We start from the raw sequence: 19,867 nt of genomic DNA on the forward strand, positions 1-19,867 counted from the left end.
CGGGTGCCGGCGGTGGCCGGCGCTCTTCCTCGAGCAGGTTCGTCCCTATGCGCGATCGGCCGGATAGGGTGTGCGGATCAAGAGTATCAATCCGCCGGCGAGGAACAGGATCAGCGTTGCCATTCCGAGCCGCGGTGATCCGCTCATATAGGTCACCAGCGAGAAGAGCAGCGTCGCCATGAAGCTGGTGGCGCGCCCCGACAGCGCGTAGATGCCGAAGTAGCGGCCGGCTTCATCGATGTTGACGCTGCGGGCGAGATAGGAGCGTGACGAGGCCTGCACCGGCCCGAAGGCGAGCCCGATCAGCAGGCCGTAGAGGATATAGGCCTTTTCTGCAGCCGTACCGAAGAGGCCGCCGGAATCCGCCGCCGGCAGCGGCATCATTCCGAACAGGGTGTAACCCGGTCCTGTCGAGATGATGCCGATCGTGGCGAGAAGCAGCATCGTGAGGCTGATGACGACCGTCGCCTTCGAACCAACGCCCTTGTCGATGCGGCCGGCGATCAGGCAGCCGAAGATCGCAACGACATTCAGGATGATGCCGTAGATGCCGATCTCGATCGTCGCCCAACCGAACATCCCGGCCGCGAAGATGCCGCCAAGGATCAGCAGGCCGTTGACGCCGTCCTGATAGATCATGCGGGCGATGAGGAATTTCAGGATGCCGCGGCGCTCTCTAAGCTCGCCAAGCGTGTTTCTGAGTTCCCGCAAGCCGGAGCGCACCGCGGTGCCGAAGGGAAGACCCTTGCCGACATCGGGCGTGAAGAAGAACATCGGTAGGATGAAGATCAGATACCAGACGGCCGAGATCGGCCCGGTGATGCGTGCATCCTGGCCGGTCGCAGGATCGAGGCCGAACAGTGGATCAAGGCCGAGGATGGTCTTGCCGGTCTCGGGGCTCGCCGCCAAAAGCGTCACGACGGCAATGAGCACGATGATGCCGCCGAGATAACCGAGCCCCCAGGCGGTGTTGGAGAGCTTGCCGACCTCGTGCTTGCCGACCAGGCGCGGCATCATCGAATCGTTGAAGACGATCGAAAACTCGGCCGAGATCGAGGCGAGGATCATGAACACGACAGGATAGAGAACAGGCGAACCGGGTGCGGCGAACCACAGGCAGAACAGGCTGGCGATCTTGATGATCGCGAAGAAGCCGATCCAGGGTTTGCGCGCGCCGGACTGGTCGGCGATCGAGCCGAGCACGGGTGAGAGCAGGGCGATGATCACCGAGGAGATCGTCGCCATGTTGCTCCACGTCGTCTGCGCGGAAACCGGGTCATCGGTCAGGCGGGAAACGAAATAGGGTCCGAAGATAAAGGTCGTGACCACGGTGAAGAAGGGCTGTGCTGCCCAATCGAAGAACATCCACCCCCAGATGCCCTTCTCCGTGGCCTTCGGCGGTTGCGTTCCTGTCCAGTCAATGCGATTCAACATCCGCTCCTTCTTTGACGCGGACTGTCTCACCTCACCCGGTCGCGCGCAAGATCGGTCAGGATACCTGCAGCAACGGTAATACGCGCGAGATTGGGATCGCCGCCGTCGCTGAGAGTTGAAAGCTCCTCGAGGATACGGTTGATGCGGATACGATCCTGCGCATGCCAGGCTTGAACGGGAAGCTTTTCCTTGCCGTGATCGGAAAGGGCGGAGATAACGATGTCGCGCCTTGCACTGGCGATTTGATCGATACTGCGGGCAAGCGCCAGATTCTCGTAATGGTCTGAGGTGAGGATCCGCCCGCCCGCCGCCAGCAGCCTGCCGATACGGAAGGTCTGCGACACGGCGATGTAGTTCTCGGCGGCGCGGACCAGGGGTTCGCCGGTGCGCTCGGCGATCTGCATGATCTCCGGCACCAGTGCGAAGATCGGGAGGCTGGCGATGTCGGCGGCGAGTTTTTCGGGCAGGCCCGCCTGGCTGTACTCCGCCTGGCGCACGGCGACCTCGCCGGCCACCTGTCCGGCGAAGGCGGTTTTCAGCTTCTTCAGGGCCGCCTGAAGCCGGCTAATCACTTCTGCCATATCGGCCTTGGTCATGCCCGTTTTCAGCAGCAGGCGCGTCAGCACGATAAAGCTGTGGCTGATCTCCTCGTAGATGCGGTTCTGCATCTCGCCTGATATCTTGCCGTCCAGGGCGTCCGTCCCGGCCCAGAGGCTGGTCAGGTCGAAACCGTCTCTAGCGACGATTGCGGCGCGCACCACTTCCGGTGCCGAAGCCGCCGTTGCGTCCATCATGGCGACGGTGAAGCTTGGCCCGCCGCGGTTGATCGCTTCGTTGGCAAGCACGGTCGCGACGATTTCGCGCTTCAGCCGGTGGCTGGCGATATCGCCGGCATTCGACTTCTGCATCTTCACGGGGAAATAATTCGAAAGCGTCGCGATAAAATAGGGATCGTCGGGCAGATCGCTTGCGGCCAGCGCATCGAAGAGCACGATCTTGGCATAGGACACCAGCACGCCGATTTCCGGCCGCGTCAGCGGCTTGCCGGCCGTATAGCGTTCGGCCAGCGTCTGGTCGTCCGGCAGCGTCTCGACTTTGCGGTTCAGCTGGCCGGCGCCCTCGAGCACAGTCATGAAGCGGCCAAGCTGCAGACCGTTTGCCGTGCCTTTGCGTTCCGTCAGTGAGATCGCCAGCGACTGCAGATAATTGTTGCGCAGGACCAGGGTCGCCACTTCGCCGGTCATCGAAGAAAGAAGCTGGTCGCGTTTTGCGCGCGTCAGGCGCCCGTCATGCATGGCGGCTGCCAACGCGATCTTGATATTGACCTCCACGTCCGAGGTGTTGACGCCGGCCGAGTTGTCGATGGCGTCGGAATTGCAGCGCCCGCCCTTCAGACCGTAGGCGATGCGGCCTTTCTGGGTAACGCCGAGGTTTGCGCCCTCGCCGATCACCTTGGCGCGCGCCTCAACCGCGGTGATGCGGATCGGGTCGTTGGCACGGTCGCCGACTTCGGTGTCGGTTTCGGACGGCGCTTTCACATAGGTGCCGATGCCGCCGAACCAGAGCAGGTCGACCGGGCTCTTCAGGATCGCCATCATGATCTCGAAGGGCGTGGCCACAGCCTTGTCGATGCCGATCGCGGCAACCGCTTCCGGCGTCAGCGTGACTGATTTCGCCGCGCGGGAAATGATCATCGCACCCTTCGACAGCACGTTTCTGTCGAAATCCTGCCAGCTTGAACGCGGGAGGTCGAAGAGCCGTTGGCGTTCGGCCAGAGTCTTTTCCATATCGGGATCGGGATCGATGATGATGTCGCGGTGATCGAAGGCGGCGATGAGCCGGATCTTCGGGGAGAGCAGCATGCCGTTGCCGAAGACGTCGCCTGACATATCGCCGACGCCGGCGACGGTGAAGGGCGTCGTCTGGATGTCGATATCCATTTCCCGGAAATGGCGTTTCACGGTTTCCCAGGCGCCGCGGGCGGTGATGCCCATCTTCTTGTGGTCGTAACCGGCCGAGCCGCCGGAGGCAAAGGCATCGTCCAGCCAAAAGCCGGCTTCCTGCGCCAGTGCATTGGCGGTGTCGGAGAAGGTCGCGGTGCCTTTGTCGGCGGCGACGACGAAATAGGGGTCGTCGCCATCGAGCCTGACGGTATCCTTCGGCGGCACAATATCGGCACCCGATATATTGTCGGTGATCGAAAGCAGCGTGCGGATATAGGTCTTGTAAGCCTCACGGCCGGCATTGAAGATCTCGTCGCGGCTGCCGCCGACGGGGAGTTTCTTCGGATAGAAGCCGCCTTTGGCACCGACCGGCACGATGACCGCGTTCTTGACCTGCTGGGCCTTGACGAGGCCGAGCACTTCGGTGCGGTAATCCTCGGCGCGGTCCGACCAGCGCAGGCCGCCGCGCGCCACCTTGCCGAAGCGCAGGTGCACGCCCTCGACTTCAACGCCGTAGACGAACATTTCGCGGAAGGGCTTCGGCTCCGGCAGCCCGTCGACCAGGTGCGGATCAAGCTTGAAGGCCAGCATGGGCTTCGGCGAACCGTCCGGGTTCTTCTGGAAATAATTGGTACGCAAGGTCGCATCGACGATATTGACGTAGCGGCGCAGGATACGGTCGTCATCGAGGCTCGGCACGTCGGCAAGTTCTGCCTCGATCGCCTGGTGCAGTTCGGCAAGCTTCTTGACGCGCACCTTCTCCGAAAGCCTGGTATCGAGCGTGTCATGGAAGAGACGGAAAATGGCGGCGGCGACATCAGGATATTTGTCGAGGGTCGTCGCGATATAATCCTGCGAATAGGCGATGCCGGCCTGGCGGAGATAACGCGCATAGGCGCGCAGCACATTCGTCTCGCGCGCCGAGAGCCCGGCCGAAAGGATCAGCCGGTTGAAGCTGTCATTGTCGATCGTGCCGGCGAAGGCGGCGACGAAGCCTTCCTCGAGAGCGGCGCCGTAACGCTGCAGATCGATCTCGCCGCCATTGCGGGCCTCGAGCTCCATATCGTGCAGCACGACGAGCTTTTTTTCTCCATCGGCGACCGGCACCCCGATGTCGAAAGTGCGTTCACTGACGACATTGAAGCCGAGATTCTCGAGAAGCGGCACGCGGCGCGACAGCGCCAGCTGGCCGCCGGCGTGGAAGATCTTCAAGGAAAGGATGCGGCCCTGTTCTTCCTGACGGTGATAAAACTGGATGCGCAGCGGCTCGCCGGCGGCGCAGGCACCGATATCGGCGAGGTCGGCCACGGTTTCCTCCGGCGTGAAGGAATCCTGGAAGGCTTGGTCGACCGATACCTTCGGCGCTTTGGCGCCTGCCAGCGCCTCGAAACGGTCGTCCCAGCGGGCGGTGATCTCGCGGATCACCTGCTCGAGCTTTGACTGCGGAATGCGTGGCGTCTTGCCGCCCGAGCGGCCGATGATGAAATGCACGCGCGCCACGCCGCCTTCCGGGAACGCCGGGTAATAGGCGGAGACACGGCCGTCATAGACAGTCTTCAGATAGGTGCCGATCCGCTCTCGGACGATCGAGTCGTATTCCTCGCGCGGCACGTAGACGATCACCGAGACGAAGCGGTCGAAATGGTCGATGCGCGGCAGGACGCGCACGCGCGGCCGATCGCCCAAATCGTTGATCTGTTCGGCAAAACTTGCAAGCAGCGTCGTATCGATCTGGAAAAGGTCGTCGCGCGGATAGGATTCCAGCGTATTGTCGAGCATGCGGCCGGAATGGCTCATCGGGTCGAAGCCGAAATGCTCCTTCACCTTCTCGATCTTGGAACGCAGCAGCGGGATTTCGGAGGCGAGCGAGGTATAGGCCGTCGAGGTGAAAAGACCGACGATGCGCAGTTCGCCGGTGACGTTGCCGTCGGCGTCGAAGCGCTTGACGCCGACATAATCCATATAGGCCCGGCGATGGACGATCGATTTCACATTCGCCTTGGTGACGATCAGGAAGTCGGGGCCGTCGAGGAAGGCAAGGATCTCAGGCGTCGTCGTCACCGCGTCCTTGCCGGTGCGCAGCACGAGAACATCGGGATTGGAAAGAATGCCGAGGCCAGCACCCTTGTCGCGCTCGACCCTCGCATCGGTCCCCTTGCCGGAATAGACATATTCGCGCATGCCGAGGAACGTGAAATTCTCATCGCGCAGCCAGGTCAGGAAAGCGACGGCTTCGTCGCGATCGGCCTTCTTCCGGCTGGCGCCATTGGCCGCAAGCTCGGCGATCACTCCGTCGATCTTGGAAAGCATCGGCTTCCAGTCGGAAACCGACAGGCGGACCTGTTCGAGTACTTTCTCGATGCGTTTGACGAGATCGGCGGCCTGGGCGGAATTGAGGGGCGCAATATGAAGCTGGATATGGCTGACGCGGTTGGCCGGATCGCTCGGGTGATCGGCGGAATAAAGCACCGGCGCCTGGCCCTTTTCCATGACCAGGATGGGATGCACGGCCATGAACAGGTCGCGATAGCTGCTCGTCACTTCACCCATGACCGATTCGAACAGAAAAGGCATGTTGTGGTCGGTGACAGAAAGCACCGAGACGGCGATGCCGTCAGGCGTCACATCGGCAATCGTGTCGATGCTGACGTGGGGCGCCTTGCCGTTCCAGGCGGCAAGTTCTTTTGCCGAATGCACCGCTGAGAGCGCCAGCATTTCCGGCGTATAGAGTTCGAGATCGTCATTGCTTGCCCGGCCGAAGAGAATTGCCGGATCGAGATGCGCCTCGCCTGTCGCCTTGGCGATCTTGCGCGCGCTTTCGATCTGCTTTTCCCGTTTCGGATTGTTTCTGGCAGCCATGGATCGCCTCCCTCAATGTCTGATTTTTTGCAAGCTAGCAGAAGATTCTTCGAAAAAATCTCTAAAAGAGAGGTCCGAAGGATTGTTCTGACGCTTTTTTGGCGCTGGAAACGAGAAATCGTAAGAGATTTTCCGCTTTCTTCGTCAAACGAAAGAGAAAGTCCCGTCTTCCGGTTTTCGTTCCGCCGAACATTTCCACGCCCGCATGAAGAATGGTTGACAGCGTGGCGTCAAAAAGATCATCAAACGCGGTCATCATTCGGATCTTGGATATCATGTCGGAAAATGCAGCGGGCGCAGTCATCGTCATTTCCAGCCATGTGGTGCGGGGCTCGGTCGGAAACCGGGCAGCCGTCTTTGCGCTGGAGACGCTTGGTCATCCGGTCTGGGCCCTGCCGACCATCGTGCTGCCCTGGCATCCCGGCCACGGCCGCTCGACGCGGCTGACTTTTGCGGAAACGGATTTCGACGCGGCGATCGACGATCTGATCCGCGCGCCCTGGATCGGCGAAGTCAAGGCGGTGCTCTCGGGCTATTTCGGCAATGCCGCCCAGGCGCGCTCCGTCGCCCGGCTGATCGGTGCGCTGAGGCAAAACAAGCCCGAGCTGCTCTATGTCTGCGATCCCGTCATGGGCGATCTCGGCGGCCTTTACGTGCCGGAAGCGACCGCTGAGGCCATTCGCGACCATCTCATTCCGCTCGCCTCGCTCGCAACGCCGAACCGCTACGAGCTCGCATGGCTTTCGGGGGCAGCCCTCGAAGACAACAGCGCGATCATGGAGGCGGCGCTCGCGCTCGGACCATCGCGCATGCTCGTCACTTCGGCGGTGCCGATGATGGCGGGTGGTACCGGCAATCTCTATCTTTCCGGCCGTCACGCGCTTCTTGCTGAGCATCGTGTTGTCGAGAACCCGCCGAATGGTCTCGGCGACCTCATCGCCGCCGTCTTCCTGTCGCGCCTGCTTTCCGGGATCGAGGACGAAAAGGCGCTGCAGCTTGCCACCGCCAGCGTCTTCGAGGTGCTTGCGCGTGCCGTCAAGCGCGGCAGCAACGAGTTGATGCTGGCAAGCGATGCTTCCAGTCTTTCGACGCCGATGGCCATGGTGCAGATGCGCCGCCTTGTGCACCCGGCGCAGCGGCGGAAAAAATGACGCATCTGCCAATATGTTCATTTTGCGGTGCAGCAGTTGATCTTGTCTTCGGCGCGCGCTAATCCAGAAGCATGCAGCGTTTTCCAAATCCCCTTCTGGACGGCTATCGCAACTTCATGAACGGGCGTTATGCCGACGCCCGCGACAGGTATCGGCAGCTTGCCGAAAACGGTCAGAATCCCCATACGCTTGTCATTGCCTGTTCGGATTCTCGCGCGGCACCGGAGCTGATCTTCGATGCCGGCCCGGGCGAGCTCTTCGTCATCCGCAACGTCGCCAACATGGTGCCGCCTTACGAGCCGGACGGTCATTTTCATTCGACCTCGGCCGCACTCGAATTTGCCGTGCAGGTGCTGAAGGTCTCGGATATCGTCGTGATGGGCCATGGCCGCTGCGGCGGCATCCGCTCGGCGCTCGATCCGAATGCCGAGCCATTGTCGCCCGGCGATTTCATCGGCCGCTGGATGTCGCTGGTCAAACCCGCCGCTGAGCAGATCCAGAGCAACGACGTGATGACGGCCGCCGAGCGGCAAACGGCGCTGGAGCGTGTCTCCATCCGCAATTCGATCAGCAATCTCAGAAGCTTTCCCGACATCAAGGCGCTCGAGGAGGCGGGAAAGCTTCATCTCCACGGTGCCTGGTTCGACATTTCGACCGGTGAACTCTGGGTCATGGACGCCGAGACACGCGACTTCATTCGTCCCGAAATCTAGGGACATGCCAGTTTATGACGATGCGGCAATCGTTGCCGAGCGCGTACGGCTGGCGATCGAGGCGGCGGATATCCCCCTGCCGAGCGGCGATGTTCGCAAGGTGACGGCGAGTTTTGGATGCGCCGGACGAGCAAATAAAGCCACCAACCGGAACTTCGAGGATCTGGTCAAACGCGCGCCGAAATGAAAAACGCCGCATATCGCAGCGGCGTTTTGGCGTATTCTATCGGCCCTATTTGCCGTCGATCTGCTGACCGATATAGGCGATCGCCTGCTGGTAGACGCTGGCGGCGTTCCAGCCCTGGATGGCGACGAAATTAGGCTCTCCCGGCTGATAGCCGGCGCCGGCGCGCCAGCCGTGGCCCTTAAGGAAATTCGCCGTCGAGGCCAGTGCATCGGCGCGGGAACCGACCATGTCGACGCGGCCGTTGCCGTCGCCGTCGGCGCCGAAGCGCACAACATTGCGCGGCAGAAACTGCGTCTGGCCGATTTCACCATGGGCAGCGCCCTTGGCCTGTGGGCTCAGATAACCCTCGGAGACGAGCTGGAGTGCTGCATAGAGCTGGTCGGTAAAATATTGCGAACGACGGCAGTCATAGGCAAGCGTCGAAACAGCCGACAGCGTATGCTGGTTGCCCATATAGCTGCCGAAACCGGTCTCCATGCCCCAGATCGCAATCAGCGGGCCGGCCGGAACGCCGTAACGGCGCTCGATCGAGGCAAAAAGCGCCTGATTGGCGACCTTCATGCTGCGACCGCGGGAGATGATCGTGGCACCCCCGCGCTTCTGCATGAAAGCGTCGAAGGAGAGCTTGAAGCTCTTCTGGCCGCGGTCGGCGGCAATCGTCGGCCTGTTGTAATTGACGTTGGCGAAGGCGCGGTCGAGGACCGAGCGGCTGACGCCGTTGGCTGCTGCTTCCTGCTTGAAGTCGGCGACCCATGCACCGAAACCGCTGCCATTATTGCCGCATTGAGCGCCCTGGGCCGCTGCCGGCAGCGCGTGGAGGACGCCCGCCGCCGTAAACGCCGCCAGAAAGAATGTTGTCATGCGCATGAGAAACCCCGCTTCCGATCTACTGAAGCGCGCCGCAGCCGATCGGGGCTATGCGACGCGCTCAAAGTCTTCGTTCTGTTCATGTCGCTGTCCGAACCGCTGCACGGTTTTGGACGGCATGCTTTGGCTTGATGCCGGGCAGAATGCCAGCCGAAGGCGATCTTGTCACGATCACCTTTTCAGCAAGCGCTTATGGACAGAAGCGTCCACAATTCGGCAAAAAGCCCTGCCTTCATCATCAGCAGGGCTTTAACATACTATGGTTTACAAATGGTATCAGGCGGCCTGCTTGCGCGGCTTGACGAGACCACGATTGACGAGCAACTCGGCGATCTGGATGGCGTTCAACGCAGCGCCCTTGCGCAGATTGTCGGAGACCACCCAGATGTTGAGGCCGTTTTCGACCGTCGCATCCTCACGGATGCGCGAGATGTAGGTCGCATCCTCACCGGCGGATTCATATGGCGTGATGTAGCCGCCATCCTCGCGCTTGTCGATGACGAGGCAGCCCGGTGCATCGCGCAGGATGTCGCGGGCCTGGTCGGCGGTGATCTCGTTTTCGAATTCGATGTTGACCGATTCCGAATGACCGATGAAAACCGGCACGCGCACCGCGGTGCAGGTCACCTTGATCTTCGGGTCGAGCATCTTCTTCGTCTCGGCCAGCACCTTCCACTCTTCCTTGGTGTAGCCGTCCTCCATGAAGACGTCGATGTGCGGGATGACATTGAAGGCAATACGCTTGGTGAACTTCTTGTTCTCGATCGGATCGGCGACGAAGACGGCGCGCGTCTGGTTGAAGAGCTCGTCCATGCCGTCCTTGCCGGCGCCGGAGACCGACTGGTAGGTCGAGATGACGACGCGCTTGATCTTGGCAAAGTCGTGCAACGGCTTCAACGCCACCACCAGCTGGGCGGTCGAGCAATTCGGATTGGCGATGATGTTGCGCTTGGTGAACTGGCTGATGGCATCCGGGTTCACTTCCGGCACGATCAGCGGCACGTCGGCGTCGTAGCGCCAGGCCGAGGAATTGTCGATGACGATGCAGCCCTGCTGGCCGATCTTCGGCGAGAACTTCTTGGAGACCTCGCCGCCGGCCGACATCAGGCATATGTCTGTATCGGAGAAATCGTAATTCTCCAGATTGGAGACCTTCAGCGTCCGGTCACCGTAAGAAACCTCGGTGCCCTGCGAACGCGAGGAGGCGAGTGCCACGACCTCATCGGCGGGGAAGCCTCGCTCGGAGAGGATGTTGAGCATCTCCCGGCCGACATTTCCGGTCGCTCCCGCAACTGCTACTTTGAAACCCATTTCTCAAGCTCTCTTTCTCTTCTCTCCTCTTGTCCGGTGAGGGGAAAGGCGCGATTAATCGCGTCTTCCTGTCCCCAGCCGAGCCGGGGAGAGAGCGGCAGGCCAGAGACGTCAGACGGTTTTCGTCGTCGTTTTGGCCTTGGTTTTGGAAGAAACCGGAACGGCAATGTCCATCCCGGCAACTCGTGCCCGGTCACTGCGATCAGCAATGGCGTGTTCGTCGCGAACCATGGAGATTCCTTTTCCGCTGTTGCTCTTAGAAGGTTTTCCACAGGAGTCAAGGTGTTTGCGTGAGCAGGCTGCTTCCGCCTGCCGCCGCAATCTCCGGTGCAGGCGCTGAGGGCTTAGCAGGTCTGCTTCCTAAAGCAGCAGAACCTTCCGCCTCCAAAATAGCATTGCCGGTAGGAGGCTACGCAGCGGCCCGATGGGACGACGGAACGTGGTCTCATTAGACTAAAGTCATAATCCGAAAGCCTCTCTCTTTTTGATCTGTCGTTTCTGGCACACTCCCGTCAGGCGAGTCGCGGCCAGGGGTATGCTTTGAGGAGAAGCAGGTCGCGCGCGTTGATCATCACTCTGTGGAGGACAGACAATGGCAAATGTCGCAAGCATCGACGGCGCGAAGGCCGGTCCGATGACCGGCGAGGAGAAGAAGGTCATCTTCGCCTCTTCGCTGGGCACCGTTTTCGAATGGTACGATTTCTATCTCTATGGTTCGCTCGCCACCTATATCGGTGCGACCTATTTCACCCAATATCCCGAGGCAACGCGTAACATCTTCACGCTGCTCGCCTTTGCCGCCGGCTTCCTGGTCCGCCCCTTCGGCGCGCTGGTGTTCGGCCGTCTCGGCGATCTCGTCGGTCGTAAATACACCTTCCTGGTGACGATCATGATCATGGGTCTGTCGACCTTCCTCGTCGGCATTCTGCCGGGTGCCGCCACCATCGGTATAGCAGCCCCGATCATCCTGATCGCGCTTCGCCTGCTCCAGGGTCTGGCGCTGGGCGGTGAATATGGCGGTGCGGCGACCTATGTCGCCGAACATGCGCCGAACGGGCGCCGCGGCTACTTCACCTCGTGGATCCAGACGACGGCGACGCTCGGCCTGTTCCTGTCGCTGATCGTCATCGTCTTTGTCCAATATCTGATGGGTGCGGCTGAGTTCGCCGCCTGGGGCTGGCGCATTCCGTTCCTGCTCTCGTTCGTCCTGCTCGGCATTTCCGTCTGGATCCGCCTGAAGATGAACGAATCGCCGGCTTTCCAGCGGATGAAGGCGGAAGGCAAGGGCTCCAAGGCGCCGTTGACCGAAGCCTTCGGGACATGGAAAAATGCCAAGATTGCGATCATCGCGCTGCTCGGCGCCACCATGGGCCAGGCGGTCGTCTGGTACGGCGGCCAGTTCTATGCACTGTTCTTCCTGCAGAACGTGCTGAAAGTGGACCTGTTCTCGGCCAATGTCATGGTCGCCATCGCACTTCTCCTCGGCACGCCGTTCTTCGTCATCTTCGGCGGCCTCTCCGACAAGATCGGCCGCAAGCCGATCATCATGGCAGGCCTTCTCATTGCGGCGGTGACCTATCATCCGCTGTTCAAGGCAATGACCTGGACGGCAAACCCGGCGCTAGCCGAAGCGCAGGCTTCGATTCGGGCAACGGTGACAGCTGATCCGGCGGACTGCAGGTTCCAGTTCAACCCGACCGGCACGGCGAAGTTCACCAGCTCTTGCGACGTGGCGACGGCGTTCCTGACCAAGAACTCGGTGCCCTACGACGTCGTGCCCGGTACCGCCGGACAGCCGGCAACGGTGAAGGTCGGCAACGCGACGATCCCGAGCTTCGACGTCGCTGCCGCCGGCGACAAGGCCAAGGGCATGACTGCGGCCTTCGAAAAGGGCGTCAACATCGCGCTCCAAGGTGCCGGCTACCCGCTGAAGCGCGGCGCCGTCAAGGTGCCGGATGCCAAGCTCGATGCTTTCATCGCGGCCAATCCTGAACTGGCGCTCAACGCCGATACCGTGCGCGCCGGTGAGAAGGAAACCATGCCGGCAGCCAAGTTGGTCGAAGGCAAGCTGCTGACGGCGGATGAGACCAATGGCGTCACCGACATGGCGGTCTACAACATCGCCAATGGCGGCACTTTCGCCATGACCGCCGATCCCGCCCGCGTCAACTGGATCGGCACGATCGCCGTGCTGTTCGTCCTCGTCCTCTATGTGACGATGGTCTACGGCCCGATCGCCGCCCTGCTGGTCGAGCTTTTCCCGACCCGCATCCGCTATACCGGCATGTCGCTGCCCTATCACATCGGCAACGGCTGGTTCGGCGGCCTGCTGCCGGCAACGGCCTTCGCGATGAGCGCTGCCGCGGGCGATATCTACTACGGTCTCTGGTATCCGATCGTCTTTGCGACGATCACGCTGGTGATCGGCCTGATCTTCCTGCCGGAAACGAAGAACAGGGATATCCACACCATGGATTGAGCGGCGGATTGAGGCCAATCCTTGCTTGAGAAAAAGGCCCGGCGCTCACAAGGCGCCGGGCTTTTCCATATTACAGCGCCGCGCGTCTTTTCGAACGCGCAAAGGACGCTGTAATATTTTGAATTGCTGCATACTTTTATCCTTAAATCGATCCGATTTAAGGAGTTATGCCGAGCGAAACAGCTGCTTCGAGAGTGGCCAGCCGTCCGGCGCCAGCTTGAAAAGCAAGCTGCAGCGGGCAAAGACAATCGCCGTCAGCAGCGAGAACCAGCCGCCGAAGGCAAGGCCGGCGATGACGTCGCTCGGATAATGGGCGCCGACCATGACACGCGTCATGCCGAGCCAGATGGCGCAGGCGATAAAGGCGACGCGATAGCGCGGAAACAGCAGCGCGAAGGCGGCGAAGAAGGCGCCGACCGTGGTGGCATGGCCGGACGGGAAACTTTCGAAAGCGGAATGGCCCGAAAAGGGCGCGAAGGAAAACATGCCGTAGTCGTGGAAATGATCGGGACGCGCCCTGCCGATCGCACGCTTCAGCAGATTGGCGAGAAGTCCTGAGAAGACGACGGTGGCGAAGAGATAGGCGCCGATCCAGCTGACATAAAGCGCCTGCGCCTTGGAGCGCGCCGTCTTCAAAAGCTTGTAACCGGCCCTGCCCTGAAAGAACAGCAGGATGCTGGTGTAGATCAGCCAGGCGGAATCGCCGAAACCGGTCAGCAACTCGCCGAGGTGTTTCACCGGCGCGGGAGCTTCGCTGGCACCGATCGGCGCGTCGAAGAGCAGCATGGAAAGGATCACGGCATTGATCGTGACGAAGAGGCAGGCCTGCCAGCGCAAAGGCGGCATGCCGACGTCGCTCCGGCGCCAGCGCCTGTCCAGGGAAGCCCAAAATGCCCGCATTTCGTCGTCCGTTCGAATTGGCCTAGAGCGCCGCGCTTCCACCAGGACACGCTAAGGACGCTCTATTTCTTTGAATTGACGCATGATCCTTCATCGAAAATCGCTTCCGATTTCGGGATTATGCGCTCGCTAAAATCCGGCGCAAAAATACACGAGATTGTGGCCGAGAATAGTCCGTTTCGGATAATTCGACCAAGCGGGACGTGCTTCACCGCCCGCAAAGAAAAAGCCCTCCGCATGCGCGGTGCGAAGGGTTGGATACTGTTTCACGTGAAATATCAGGCGGAAAGCGTCTTGAACTCGGCGAGGATCGCATCGCCCATTTCGACGGTGCCGACCTGCCTTGCGCCATCGGCCATGATGTCGCCGGTGCGGACGCCCTTGTCGAGCACGTTGGCGATCGCCTTTTCCAGATCGTCGGCTTCCTTCACCAGATTGAAGGAGTAACGCAGGCACATGGCGAAGGAGGCGATCATGGCGATCGGATTGGCGATGCCCTTGCCGGCGATGTCAGGGGCCGAGCCGTGCACAGGTTCGTAGAGCGCCTTGCGCTTGCCGGTCTTGCCGTCGGGCGCGCCGAGCGAGGCCGACGGCAGCATGCCGAGCGAGCCGGTCAGCATGGCGGCGACATCGGAGAGCATATCGCCGAAGAGATTGTCGGTGACGATCACGTCGAACTGCTTGGGCTGGCGCACCAGCTGCATGCCGCCGGCATCGGCCAGCATGTGTTCGAGCTGAACGTCGGAATATTTCGCCTTATGCGTCTCGGTTACCACCTGGTTCCAGAGCACGCCCGACTTCATGACGTTGCGCTTTTCCATGGAGCAGACGCGATTCTGCCGCGTGCGGGCCATTTCGAAGGCGACGCCGGCGATGCGCTCGATCTCGTAGGTATCGTAAACCTGCGTGTCGATGCCGCGCTTCTGGCCGTTGCCGAGGTCGATGATTTCTTTTGGTTCGCCGAAATAGACGCCGCCCGTCAGCTCGCGGATGATCAAGATATCGAGGCCTTCGACCAGCTCCGGCTTCAGCGACGAGGCCGCAGCAAGGGCCGGATAGCAAATGGCGGGGCGCAGATTTGCGAAGAGTTGCAGATCCTTGCGCAGGCGCAGCAGGCCGGCTTCCGGGCGCACTTCGTAAGGCACGCTATCCCATTTCGGGCCGCCGACGGCGCCGAACAGAACGGCATCGGCGGCAAGCGCCTTCTGCATGTCGGCTTCCGAGATGGCAGCGCCATGCGCATCATAGGCGCAGCCGCCGACAAGGCCTTCGTCGGTGACGAAACCGGCATTCATCGCCTCGTTCATATAGGCGATGATCTTGCGGACCTCGCCCATGGCCTCGGGACCGATGCCGTCACCCGGCAGCAGGAAAAGATTGCGCGCTGTCATGAAACCCTCCTGGGAAAAACAAGTTGCGGTTTCTTAGACCCCGGAAATGGGCATTTCAAGCGACAGAAGCGGTGAATCGGTACGCTTCGCTCTGAGCCGCGGTAGTTGCTCCTGCGTCCGCAAACGGATTAGAACGGTGACCCTATCTTTATCCTGGATGGTTCCGATGCCTTTCGCGCCTCTCCACCTCGACACGCCCTTGCTCCAGACGGCACCTGGCTACAGCGCCAGCGGCAAACCGCTCTGGCTGAAGCTCGATGCGCTGCAGCCTTCCGGCAGCTTCAAGCTGCGCGGCGTCGGCCGGCTTTGCCAGCATGAGGTGGAAAATGGCGCGCGCGAAATCTTCTGCGCGTCCGGCGGCAATGCCGGCATTGCGGCCGCTTATGCCGGCCGGGCGCTCGGTGTGCCGGTCACAATCGTCGTGCCGGAGACGACGGCGGCCGACGTACGCCAGACGATTGCCGCAACGGGCGCGAATGTCCTCGTTCATGGTTCGGTTTTCGATGAGGCCAATGCCCATGCGGTCGAACTCGCCCGGAGCCGCAAGGCAAGCTATGTGCACCCCTTCGACCATCCGCTTCTGTGGGATGGCCATGCCACGCTGATCGACGAGGTGGTGGCGAAAGGGGCAAAATTCGATTGCGTCGTCACCAGCGTCGGCGGCGGCGGGCTGCTTGCCGGCATTGTCGAGGGGTTGAAGCGCAACGGGCTTTCCCTTGTGCCTGTTATCGCCGTCGAAACGGAAGGGGCGGCTTCGCTCCATGCCAGCCTCAAGGCGAATGAGCGTATCACCCTTCCCGCCATTACCTCGATTGCCAATTCGCTCGGGGCGCGGCAGGTGGCGCAGCATGTCTTTGACCTGCCGCAGCAGCATCCGATCGAAAGTGTTCTCGTCAGCGACGCCGATGCCGTTGCCGCCTGTCTGAAATTTGCCGATGCGCAGCGCATTCTGGTCGAGCCGGCTTGCGGTGCGGCCCTTGCGGTTGCCGATGTGCACGCCGGGCTGCTTCAGCGCTTCGACAATCCGCTTATCGAAGTCTGCGGCGGCATCGGCGTGTCGCTCGAAAAACTCAGGGGCTGGAAAGAAAAATTTCTTTGACCCACACCAAAGAAGAAGCCGGGCGTAAGCCCGGCTTGATGCGGTAACCGATTGGAAGGGCTCAGGCTGCCCAGGGGTGCGAAGCGGCGTTCTTCTTTTCGAAGCTGTCGATCGCCTTGCCCTTTTCCAGCGTCAGGCCGATATCGTCGAGGCCGTTCAGCAGGCAGTGACGCTTGAACTCGTCAAGATCGAACTTGATCAAGCCGCCATCGGGGCCGGTGATCTCGAGATTTTCGAGGTCGACGGTCAGGATGGCGTTGGAGCCGCGCGAGGCGTCGTCCATCAGCTTGTCGAGATCTTCCTGGCTGACCTTGATCGGCAGGATGCCGTTCTTGAAACAGTTGTTGTAGAAAATATCGGCGAAGCTGGTCGAAATAACGCAGCGGATGCCGAAATCCAGAAGCGCCCAGGGCGCGTGCTCGCGTGAGGAGCCGCAGCCGAAATTGTCGCCGGCAACCAGGATCTTGGCATCGCGATAGGCCGGCTTGTTCAGCACGAAATCAGGGTTTTCTGAGCCGTCTTCGTTATAACGAGCCTCCGCGAAGAGGCCGGTGCCGAGGCCGGTGCGCTTGATCGTCTTCAGATAATCCTTCGGAATGATCATGTCGGTGTCGACGTTGACGACCGGCAGAGGCGCTGCAACGCCCGTGAGCTTCACGAATTTATCCATGACCCATGCTCCATTTCAGCAAATCTACTTCCTGAATTTGCATCTAGTCCAGTTTTTCGCCGAAATGAAGGAGAATCTTTCACAGATGGCGGCCACGCGACGTTTCGCGCGGTCCGCCGATTGCGGCTGTCCCTTATTTGGACGGTGCGTTAAACCCCCAGAGGACGCCGAACGGATCACGAAGCTGGCCATAGCGGTCGCCCCAGAACATCAGTTCGACCGGCATGACGACTTCGGCGCCGGCAGCAACCGCGCGATCCCACCAGAAATCGATATCGTCGATGATCAGCTGAATGGCGAAGCCTTCATGGCCTTTGAAGGGATGGCCGTAGTCAGGATAGGCATCCGACAGCATGAGGGAGCTGCCGTTGATGTAGAGATGCACATGCATCGTTCTGCCGCTCTCGTCCACCGGCACGAGATAGGCCTCTTCGGCGCCGAAAGCCTTCTTGTAGAATTCCGCAGCTTTCACCGCGCCGTCGACCGTCAGATAGGGCAGCAGGCCGTTCTTGACCGGTGGCATCTTGGTCGGGTTGCTCTCTGTCGTCGCATCCATGCTTGTCCTCCATTCGTTTTTGAGCGCCGGCTGAATGCCTGGCTGCTTCAAGGACGCAGCATGGAAGCGTGATCCGACAGGGTCGGCCGAAATTTTTCAGCGAACCAAATTTTCAGCGAAAAGGTGATCAGAGATCGATGATCGTGCCGCGGCCGTCGTTCCACACGCGCATCTCGCGCTTACCATTGTTTGCCTTGGCGCGGACCGGAGCGGGCTTCATCTTCATCGAAAGCGCGCGTCCGACCATGAGCACGGTCAGGATGCCGCCAACGGCGAGCGTCACCGAAAAGGTGAAAAGCAGCATGGCCACGAAAACGGTGGCGCCGGCAAGCATGAGGAAGATGGAGCGAATGTTCTGCATGGTTAGAGACCTTTCTTCGGAAAGGAATGTGGTCCTTCTCCTTCCTCTCTGCAAGGCAAGCATGGCTTTTTGTTGTTCTGCTAGATGTGTGGGGTGGGCTGCTTGCTTCGGCTTTCAAAGCTTGGCACTAATTCGCCATGAGCCGAAACCCTACGACCCGCTCCATCCGCCTGCGCCGTTCGGTGCTGAGCGTGCCTGCCATCAATCCCCGCGCCCTTGAAAAAACCCATGCGGTCGATTGCGATGCGGTGATCTTCGATCTCGAGGATTCCGTGGCGCCGGAAAAGAAGGCGGAAGCGCGGGAAAATCTAAGGAATTTCTTTTCGGCTCGGCTGCTTCAAGGCAAGGAGCGGATCATCCGCATCAACAGTCTGTCCACCGATTTCGGCCTGGCGGACATGGAGCTGGTGATGGCGCTTGGTCCCGATGCCGTGCTGCTGCCGAAGGTCGACGAACCGCAGGATATCATGGCGCTCAGTGACCTTCTCTCCGAGGCCGATGCACCGGAAGATCTGCGCATCTGGGCGATGATCGAGACACCGCGCGGCATCCTGAATGCGGCTGTTATCGCCGAAGCCGGGCGCATGCCGGGCTCACGGCTCGATTGTCTCGTCGTCGGGCTGAACGACCTGCGCAAGGAAACCGGCGTGCTGCCGCAGCCGGGGCGGAGCTATCTCGTGCCGTGGCTGATGCAGGTCGTCCTTGCGGTCAGTGCCTACGGACTCGATGCGATCGACAGCGTCGTCAACGATTTCAGGGACGAACAGGGTTTCGATGCCGAATGTCTGCAGGGCCGGGCCATGGGCTTTGCCGGCAAGATGCTGATCCATCCGGCGCAGATCGAGCCCGCCAACCGGCATTTCAGCCCGGATCCGGCAGCGATTGCGGAAGCGAAGGCGATCATATCAGCCTTTGCCGACCCCGCCTCCGATGGGCTCAACGTCATCAACGCAGGCGGGCGGATGGTCGAGCGGCTGCATCTTGTCCAGGCGGAAAGTCTGGTCCATAAAGCGCGCCTGATAGCAGCCCGCCAGGCTGCAGCACGAAAGACGATGTGATGAAACTCTACCGCTTCCTGACCGGTCCCGACGATGCTTCCTTCTGCCATAAGGTCACCGCCGCCCTCAACAAGGGCTGGTCGCTGGAGGGCTCGCCGACCTATGCCTTCAATGCCGCAACCGGTGCGATGCAGTGCGGCCAGGCCGTCGTCAAGCATGTCGAAGGCAAGGACTACGATCCCGAGATGAAGCTCTCCGAGCAGTGAGGTTTTAGCGCATTACCCCGAAAATCGTAACCGATTTTCGGAAAGGATTATGCGTGATTGAAAGTGATAGAGCGTCCTTAGCGCGTCCTTGGACGCGCGGCGCTCTATCGCTCGGCGGCTTCCTCGGCGCTTGCCTCGATCCGCTCCATGTCATCGTCGCTCAGCCCGAAATGGTGGCCGATCTCGTGGATCAGGACGTGGGTGATGATATCGCCGAGCGTCTCGTCGTTCTCAGCCCAGTAGTCGAGAATGGGACGGCGGTAGAGGCGGATGCGGTTCGGCATCTCGCCGGTTTCCACCGTGAAACGTTCGGAAATGCCCCTCCCCTCGAAAAGGCCGAGCAGATCGAAAGGGGTTTCCAGCGCCATGTCCTCGAAAACGTCGTCATCGGGGAAATCCTCGATCTCGATCGTGAGGTTGGTCGTCAGCTGGCGGAATTCATCCGGGAGATGGCTATAGGCCTCCATCGCCAGCGACTCGAAGGCGCTGATCGTCGGCGCATGGCGATCCCGCCAATCATCGCTCTGGTCTATGCGGGCCATGAACATTCCTTCCTTTGCGGGCCCATATAGAACCTTTATCGCCGATTTTCGAGTGCGGAATCAAAGGCAGGAATATTTTCATAGAAAATGGCCGTTGACTCTTCATTAGCTCTCTGGAATCTATAAGAACATAACAGGAA

At 60.6% G+C, this 19,867-nt stretch carries 18 protein-coding genes and 1 pseudogene; 7 read left to right on the top strand and 12 right to left on the bottom strand.

What is annotated here, in order from left to right; all coding sequences use genetic code 11:
• Positions 1-45: 45 nt before the first annotated feature.
• From HFO71_RS14475 to HFO71_RS14485, 3 genes are all read right to left on the bottom strand, one after another.
• A complete protein-coding gene (locus tag HFO71_RS14475) occupies positions 46-1,434 on the bottom strand; it encodes an MFS transporter (protein WP_221988191.1) in 1,389 nt (462 codons plus the stop codon).
• A gap of 26 nt (positions 1,435-1,460) precedes the next feature.
• Positions 1,461-6,236 (bottom strand): NAD-glutamate dehydrogenase, encoded by a 4,776-nt coding sequence (locus HFO71_RS14480; RefSeq protein ID WP_131640890.1) that lies wholly within the window; start codon positions 6,234-6,236, stop codon positions 1,461-1,463.
• Between the two features lie 61 nt (positions 6,237-6,297).
• Positions 6,298-6,492: a hypothetical protein gene (locus HFO71_RS14485; RefSeq protein ID WP_245006931.1), complete on the bottom strand. Its 195-nt coding sequence runs from the start codon at positions 6,490-6,492 to the stop codon at positions 6,298-6,300.
• A gap of 19 nt (positions 6,493-6,511) precedes the next feature.
• Between HFO71_RS14485 and pdxY the strand changes: the two genes are divergently transcribed.
• From pdxY to HFO71_RS36440, 3 genes and pseudogenes are all read left to right on the top strand, one after another.
• Positions 6,512-7,387 (top strand): pyridoxal kinase PdxY, encoded by an 876-nt coding sequence (pdxY, locus tag HFO71_RS14490; protein WP_131640889.1) that lies wholly within the window; start codon positions 6,512-6,514, stop codon positions 7,385-7,387.
• 71 nt (positions 7,388-7,458) lie between these two features.
• Positions 7,459-8,100 (top strand): carbonic anhydrase, encoded by a 642-nt coding sequence (locus HFO71_RS14495; protein ID WP_131640888.1) that lies wholly within the window; start codon positions 7,459-7,461, stop codon positions 8,098-8,100.
• Positions 8,101-8,116: 16 nt separating this feature from the next.
• Positions 8,117-8,421 (top strand): annotated as a pseudogene (locus HFO71_RS36440) (nucleotidyl cyclase domain-containing protein); the annotation flags it as partial.
• Here HFO71_RS36440 and HFO71_RS14505 read toward each other — a convergent pair.
• From HFO71_RS14505 to HFO71_RS14515, 3 genes are all read right to left on the bottom strand, one after another.
• Positions 8,333-9,154 (bottom strand): lytic murein transglycosylase, encoded by an 822-nt coding sequence (locus HFO71_RS14505; protein ID WP_077978005.1) that lies wholly within the window; start codon positions 9,152-9,154, stop codon positions 8,333-8,335. The pseudogene HFO71_RS36440 and the gene HFO71_RS14505 sit on opposite strands and share 89 nt — an antisense overlap.
• Positions 9,155-9,430: 276 nt before the next feature.
• Positions 9,431-10,465, bottom strand: coding sequence for an aspartate-semialdehyde dehydrogenase (locus tag HFO71_RS14510; protein ID WP_012759513.1), 1,035 nt, complete (start codon positions 10,463-10,465; stop codon positions 9,431-9,433).
• A gap of 111 nt (positions 10,466-10,576) precedes the next feature.
• Positions 10,577-10,786: a hypothetical protein gene (locus HFO71_RS14515; RefSeq protein ID WP_077978004.1), complete on the bottom strand. Its 210-nt coding sequence runs from the start codon at positions 10,784-10,786 to the stop codon at positions 10,577-10,579.
• Between the two features lie 271 nt (positions 10,787-11,057).
• Here HFO71_RS14515 and HFO71_RS14520 point away from each other — a divergent pair, with 271 nt between their 5' ends.
• The gene (locus HFO71_RS14520; RefSeq protein WP_077978003.1) at positions 11,058-12,944 is read left to right on the top strand and encodes an MFS transporter; all 1,887 of its coding nucleotides are present in this window, start codon (positions 11,058-11,060) and stop codon (positions 12,942-12,944) included.
• 165 nt (positions 12,945-13,109) lie between these two features.
• On the opposite strand, the gene lpxE is transcribed toward HFO71_RS14520, so the two are convergent.
• Positions 13,110-13,844: a lipid A 1-phosphatase LpxE gene (gene lpxE / locus HFO71_RS14525; RefSeq protein WP_017962595.1), complete on the bottom strand. Its 735-nt coding sequence runs from the start codon at positions 13,842-13,844 to the stop codon at positions 13,110-13,112.
• 278 nt (positions 13,845-14,122) lie between these two features.
• The gene (leuB, locus tag HFO71_RS14530) at positions 14,123-15,235 is read right to left on the bottom strand and encodes a 3-isopropylmalate dehydrogenase (RefSeq protein WP_077978001.1); all 1,113 of its coding nucleotides are present in this window, start codon (positions 15,233-15,235) and stop codon (positions 14,123-14,125) included.
• 166 nt (positions 15,236-15,401) lie between these two features.
• On the opposite strand from leuB, the gene HFO71_RS14535 reads away from it, so the two are divergent.
• Complete coding sequence (locus HFO71_RS14535) at positions 15,402-16,334, top strand: pyridoxal-phosphate dependent enzyme (RefSeq protein WP_077978000.1); 933 nt, start codon at positions 15,402-15,404, stop codon at positions 16,332-16,334.
• A gap of 61 nt (positions 16,335-16,395) precedes the next feature.
• Here HFO71_RS14535 and leuD read toward each other — a convergent pair whose 3' ends face one another.
• From leuD to HFO71_RS14550, 3 genes are all read right to left on the bottom strand, one after another.
• A complete protein-coding gene (leuD, locus tag HFO71_RS14540; RefSeq protein ID WP_003543984.1) occupies positions 16,396-17,004 on the bottom strand; it encodes a 3-isopropylmalate dehydratase small subunit in 609 nt (202 codons plus the stop codon).
• Between the two features lie 133 nt (positions 17,005-17,137).
• The gene (locus HFO71_RS14545; RefSeq protein ID WP_077977999.1) at positions 17,138-17,560 is read right to left on the bottom strand and encodes a VOC family protein; all 423 of its coding nucleotides are present in this window, start codon (positions 17,558-17,560) and stop codon (positions 17,138-17,140) included.
• Between the two features lie 127 nt (positions 17,561-17,687).
• Positions 17,688-17,921 (bottom strand): hypothetical protein, encoded by a 234-nt coding sequence (locus tag HFO71_RS14550; RefSeq protein ID WP_077977998.1) that lies wholly within the window; start codon positions 17,919-17,921, stop codon positions 17,688-17,690.
• 137 nt (positions 17,922-18,058) lie between these two features.
• Between HFO71_RS14550 and HFO71_RS14555 the strand changes: the two genes are divergently transcribed.
• Positions 18,059-18,979 carry an HpcH/HpaI aldolase/citrate lyase family protein gene (locus HFO71_RS14555; RefSeq protein ID WP_077977997.1) on the top strand — a complete coding sequence of 307 codons (921 nt, stop codon included), beginning with the start codon at positions 18,059-18,061 and terminating at the stop codon, positions 18,977-18,979.
• On the top strand, positions 18,979-19,185 hold the full coding sequence (locus HFO71_RS14560) for a DUF1737 domain-containing protein (protein WP_017962591.1): 207 nt from the start codon (positions 18,979-18,981) through the stop codon (positions 19,183-19,185). Before HFO71_RS14555 ends, HFO71_RS14560 begins: the two co-directional genes overlap by 1 nt.
• Positions 19,186-19,289: 104 nt before the next feature.
• On the opposite strand, the gene HFO71_RS14565 is transcribed toward HFO71_RS14560, so the two are convergent.
• Positions 19,290-19,727, bottom strand: a complete 438-nt coding sequence (locus HFO71_RS14565; protein ID WP_003543974.1) for a metallopeptidase family protein — start codon at positions 19,725-19,727, stop codon at positions 19,290-19,292.
• Positions 19,728-19,867 lie beyond the last annotated feature (140 nt).

It is taken from the genome of Rhizobium laguerreae (assembly GCF_019778565.1).
GTDB classification, from domain to species: domain Bacteria; phylum Pseudomonadota; class Alphaproteobacteria; order Rhizobiales; family Rhizobiaceae; genus Rhizobium; species Rhizobium laguerreae.

What these genes read in the sequence shown, in the direction of transcription:
- HFO71_RS14475 (WP_221988191.1), bottom strand. Translation starts at nt 1,434, where the DNA reads ATGTTGAATCGCATTGACTGGACAGGAACGCAACCGCCGAAGGCCACG.
- HFO71_RS14480 (WP_131640890.1), bottom strand. Translation starts at nt 6,236, where the DNA reads ATGGCTGCCAGAAACAATCCGAAACGGGAAAAGCAGATCGAAAGCGCG.
- HFO71_RS14485 (WP_245006931.1), bottom strand. Translation starts at nt 6,492, where the DNA reads ATGACCGCGTTTGATGATCTTTTTGACGCCACGCTGTCAACCATTCTT.
- pdxY (WP_131640889.1), top strand. Translation starts at nt 6,512, where the DNA reads ATGTCGGAAAATGCAGCGGGCGCAGTCATCGTCATTTCCAGCCATGTG.
- HFO71_RS14495 (WP_131640888.1), top strand. Translation starts at nt 7,459, where the DNA reads ATGCAGCGTTTTCCAAATCCCCTTCTGGACGGCTATCGCAACTTCATG.
- HFO71_RS14505 (WP_077978005.1), bottom strand. Translation starts at nt 9,154, where the DNA reads ATGCGCATGACAACATTCTTTCTGGCGGCGTTTACGGCGGCGGGCGTC.
- HFO71_RS14510 (WP_012759513.1), bottom strand. Translation starts at nt 10,465, where the DNA reads ATGGGTTTCAAAGTAGCAGTTGCGGGAGCGACCGGAAATGTCGGCCGG.
- HFO71_RS14520 (WP_077978003.1), top strand. Translation starts at nt 11,058, where the DNA reads ATGGCAAATGTCGCAAGCATCGACGGCGCGAAGGCCGGTCCGATGACC.
- lpxE (WP_017962595.1), bottom strand. Translation starts at nt 13,844, where the DNA reads ATGCGGGCATTTTGGGCTTCCCTGGACAGGCGCTGGCGCCGGAGCGAC.
- leuB (WP_077978001.1), bottom strand. Translation starts at nt 15,235, where the DNA reads ATGACAGCGCGCAATCTTTTCCTGCTGCCGGGTGACGGCATCGGTCCC.
- HFO71_RS14535 (WP_077978000.1), top strand. Translation starts at nt 15,402, where the DNA reads ATGCCTTTCGCGCCTCTCCACCTCGACACGCCCTTGCTCCAGACGGCA.
- leuD (WP_003543984.1), bottom strand. Translation starts at nt 17,004, where the DNA reads ATGGATAAATTCGTGAAGCTCACGGGCGTTGCAGCGCCTCTGCCGGTC.
- HFO71_RS14545 (WP_077977999.1), bottom strand. Translation starts at nt 17,560, where the DNA reads ATGGATGCGACGACAGAGAGCAACCCGACCAAGATGCCACCGGTCAAG.
- HFO71_RS14550 (WP_077977998.1), bottom strand. Translation starts at nt 17,921, where the DNA reads ATGCAGAACATTCGCTCCATCTTCCTCATGCTTGCCGGCGCCACCGTT.
- HFO71_RS14555 (WP_077977997.1), top strand. Translation starts at nt 18,059, where the DNA reads ATGAGCCGAAACCCTACGACCCGCTCCATCCGCCTGCGCCGTTCGGTG.
- HFO71_RS14560 (WP_017962591.1), top strand. Translation starts at nt 18,979, where the DNA reads ATGAAACTCTACCGCTTCCTGACCGGTCCCGACGATGCTTCCTTCTGC.
- HFO71_RS14565 (WP_003543974.1), bottom strand. Translation starts at nt 19,727, where the DNA reads ATGGCCCGCATAGACCAGAGCGATGATTGGCGGGATCGCCATGCGCCG.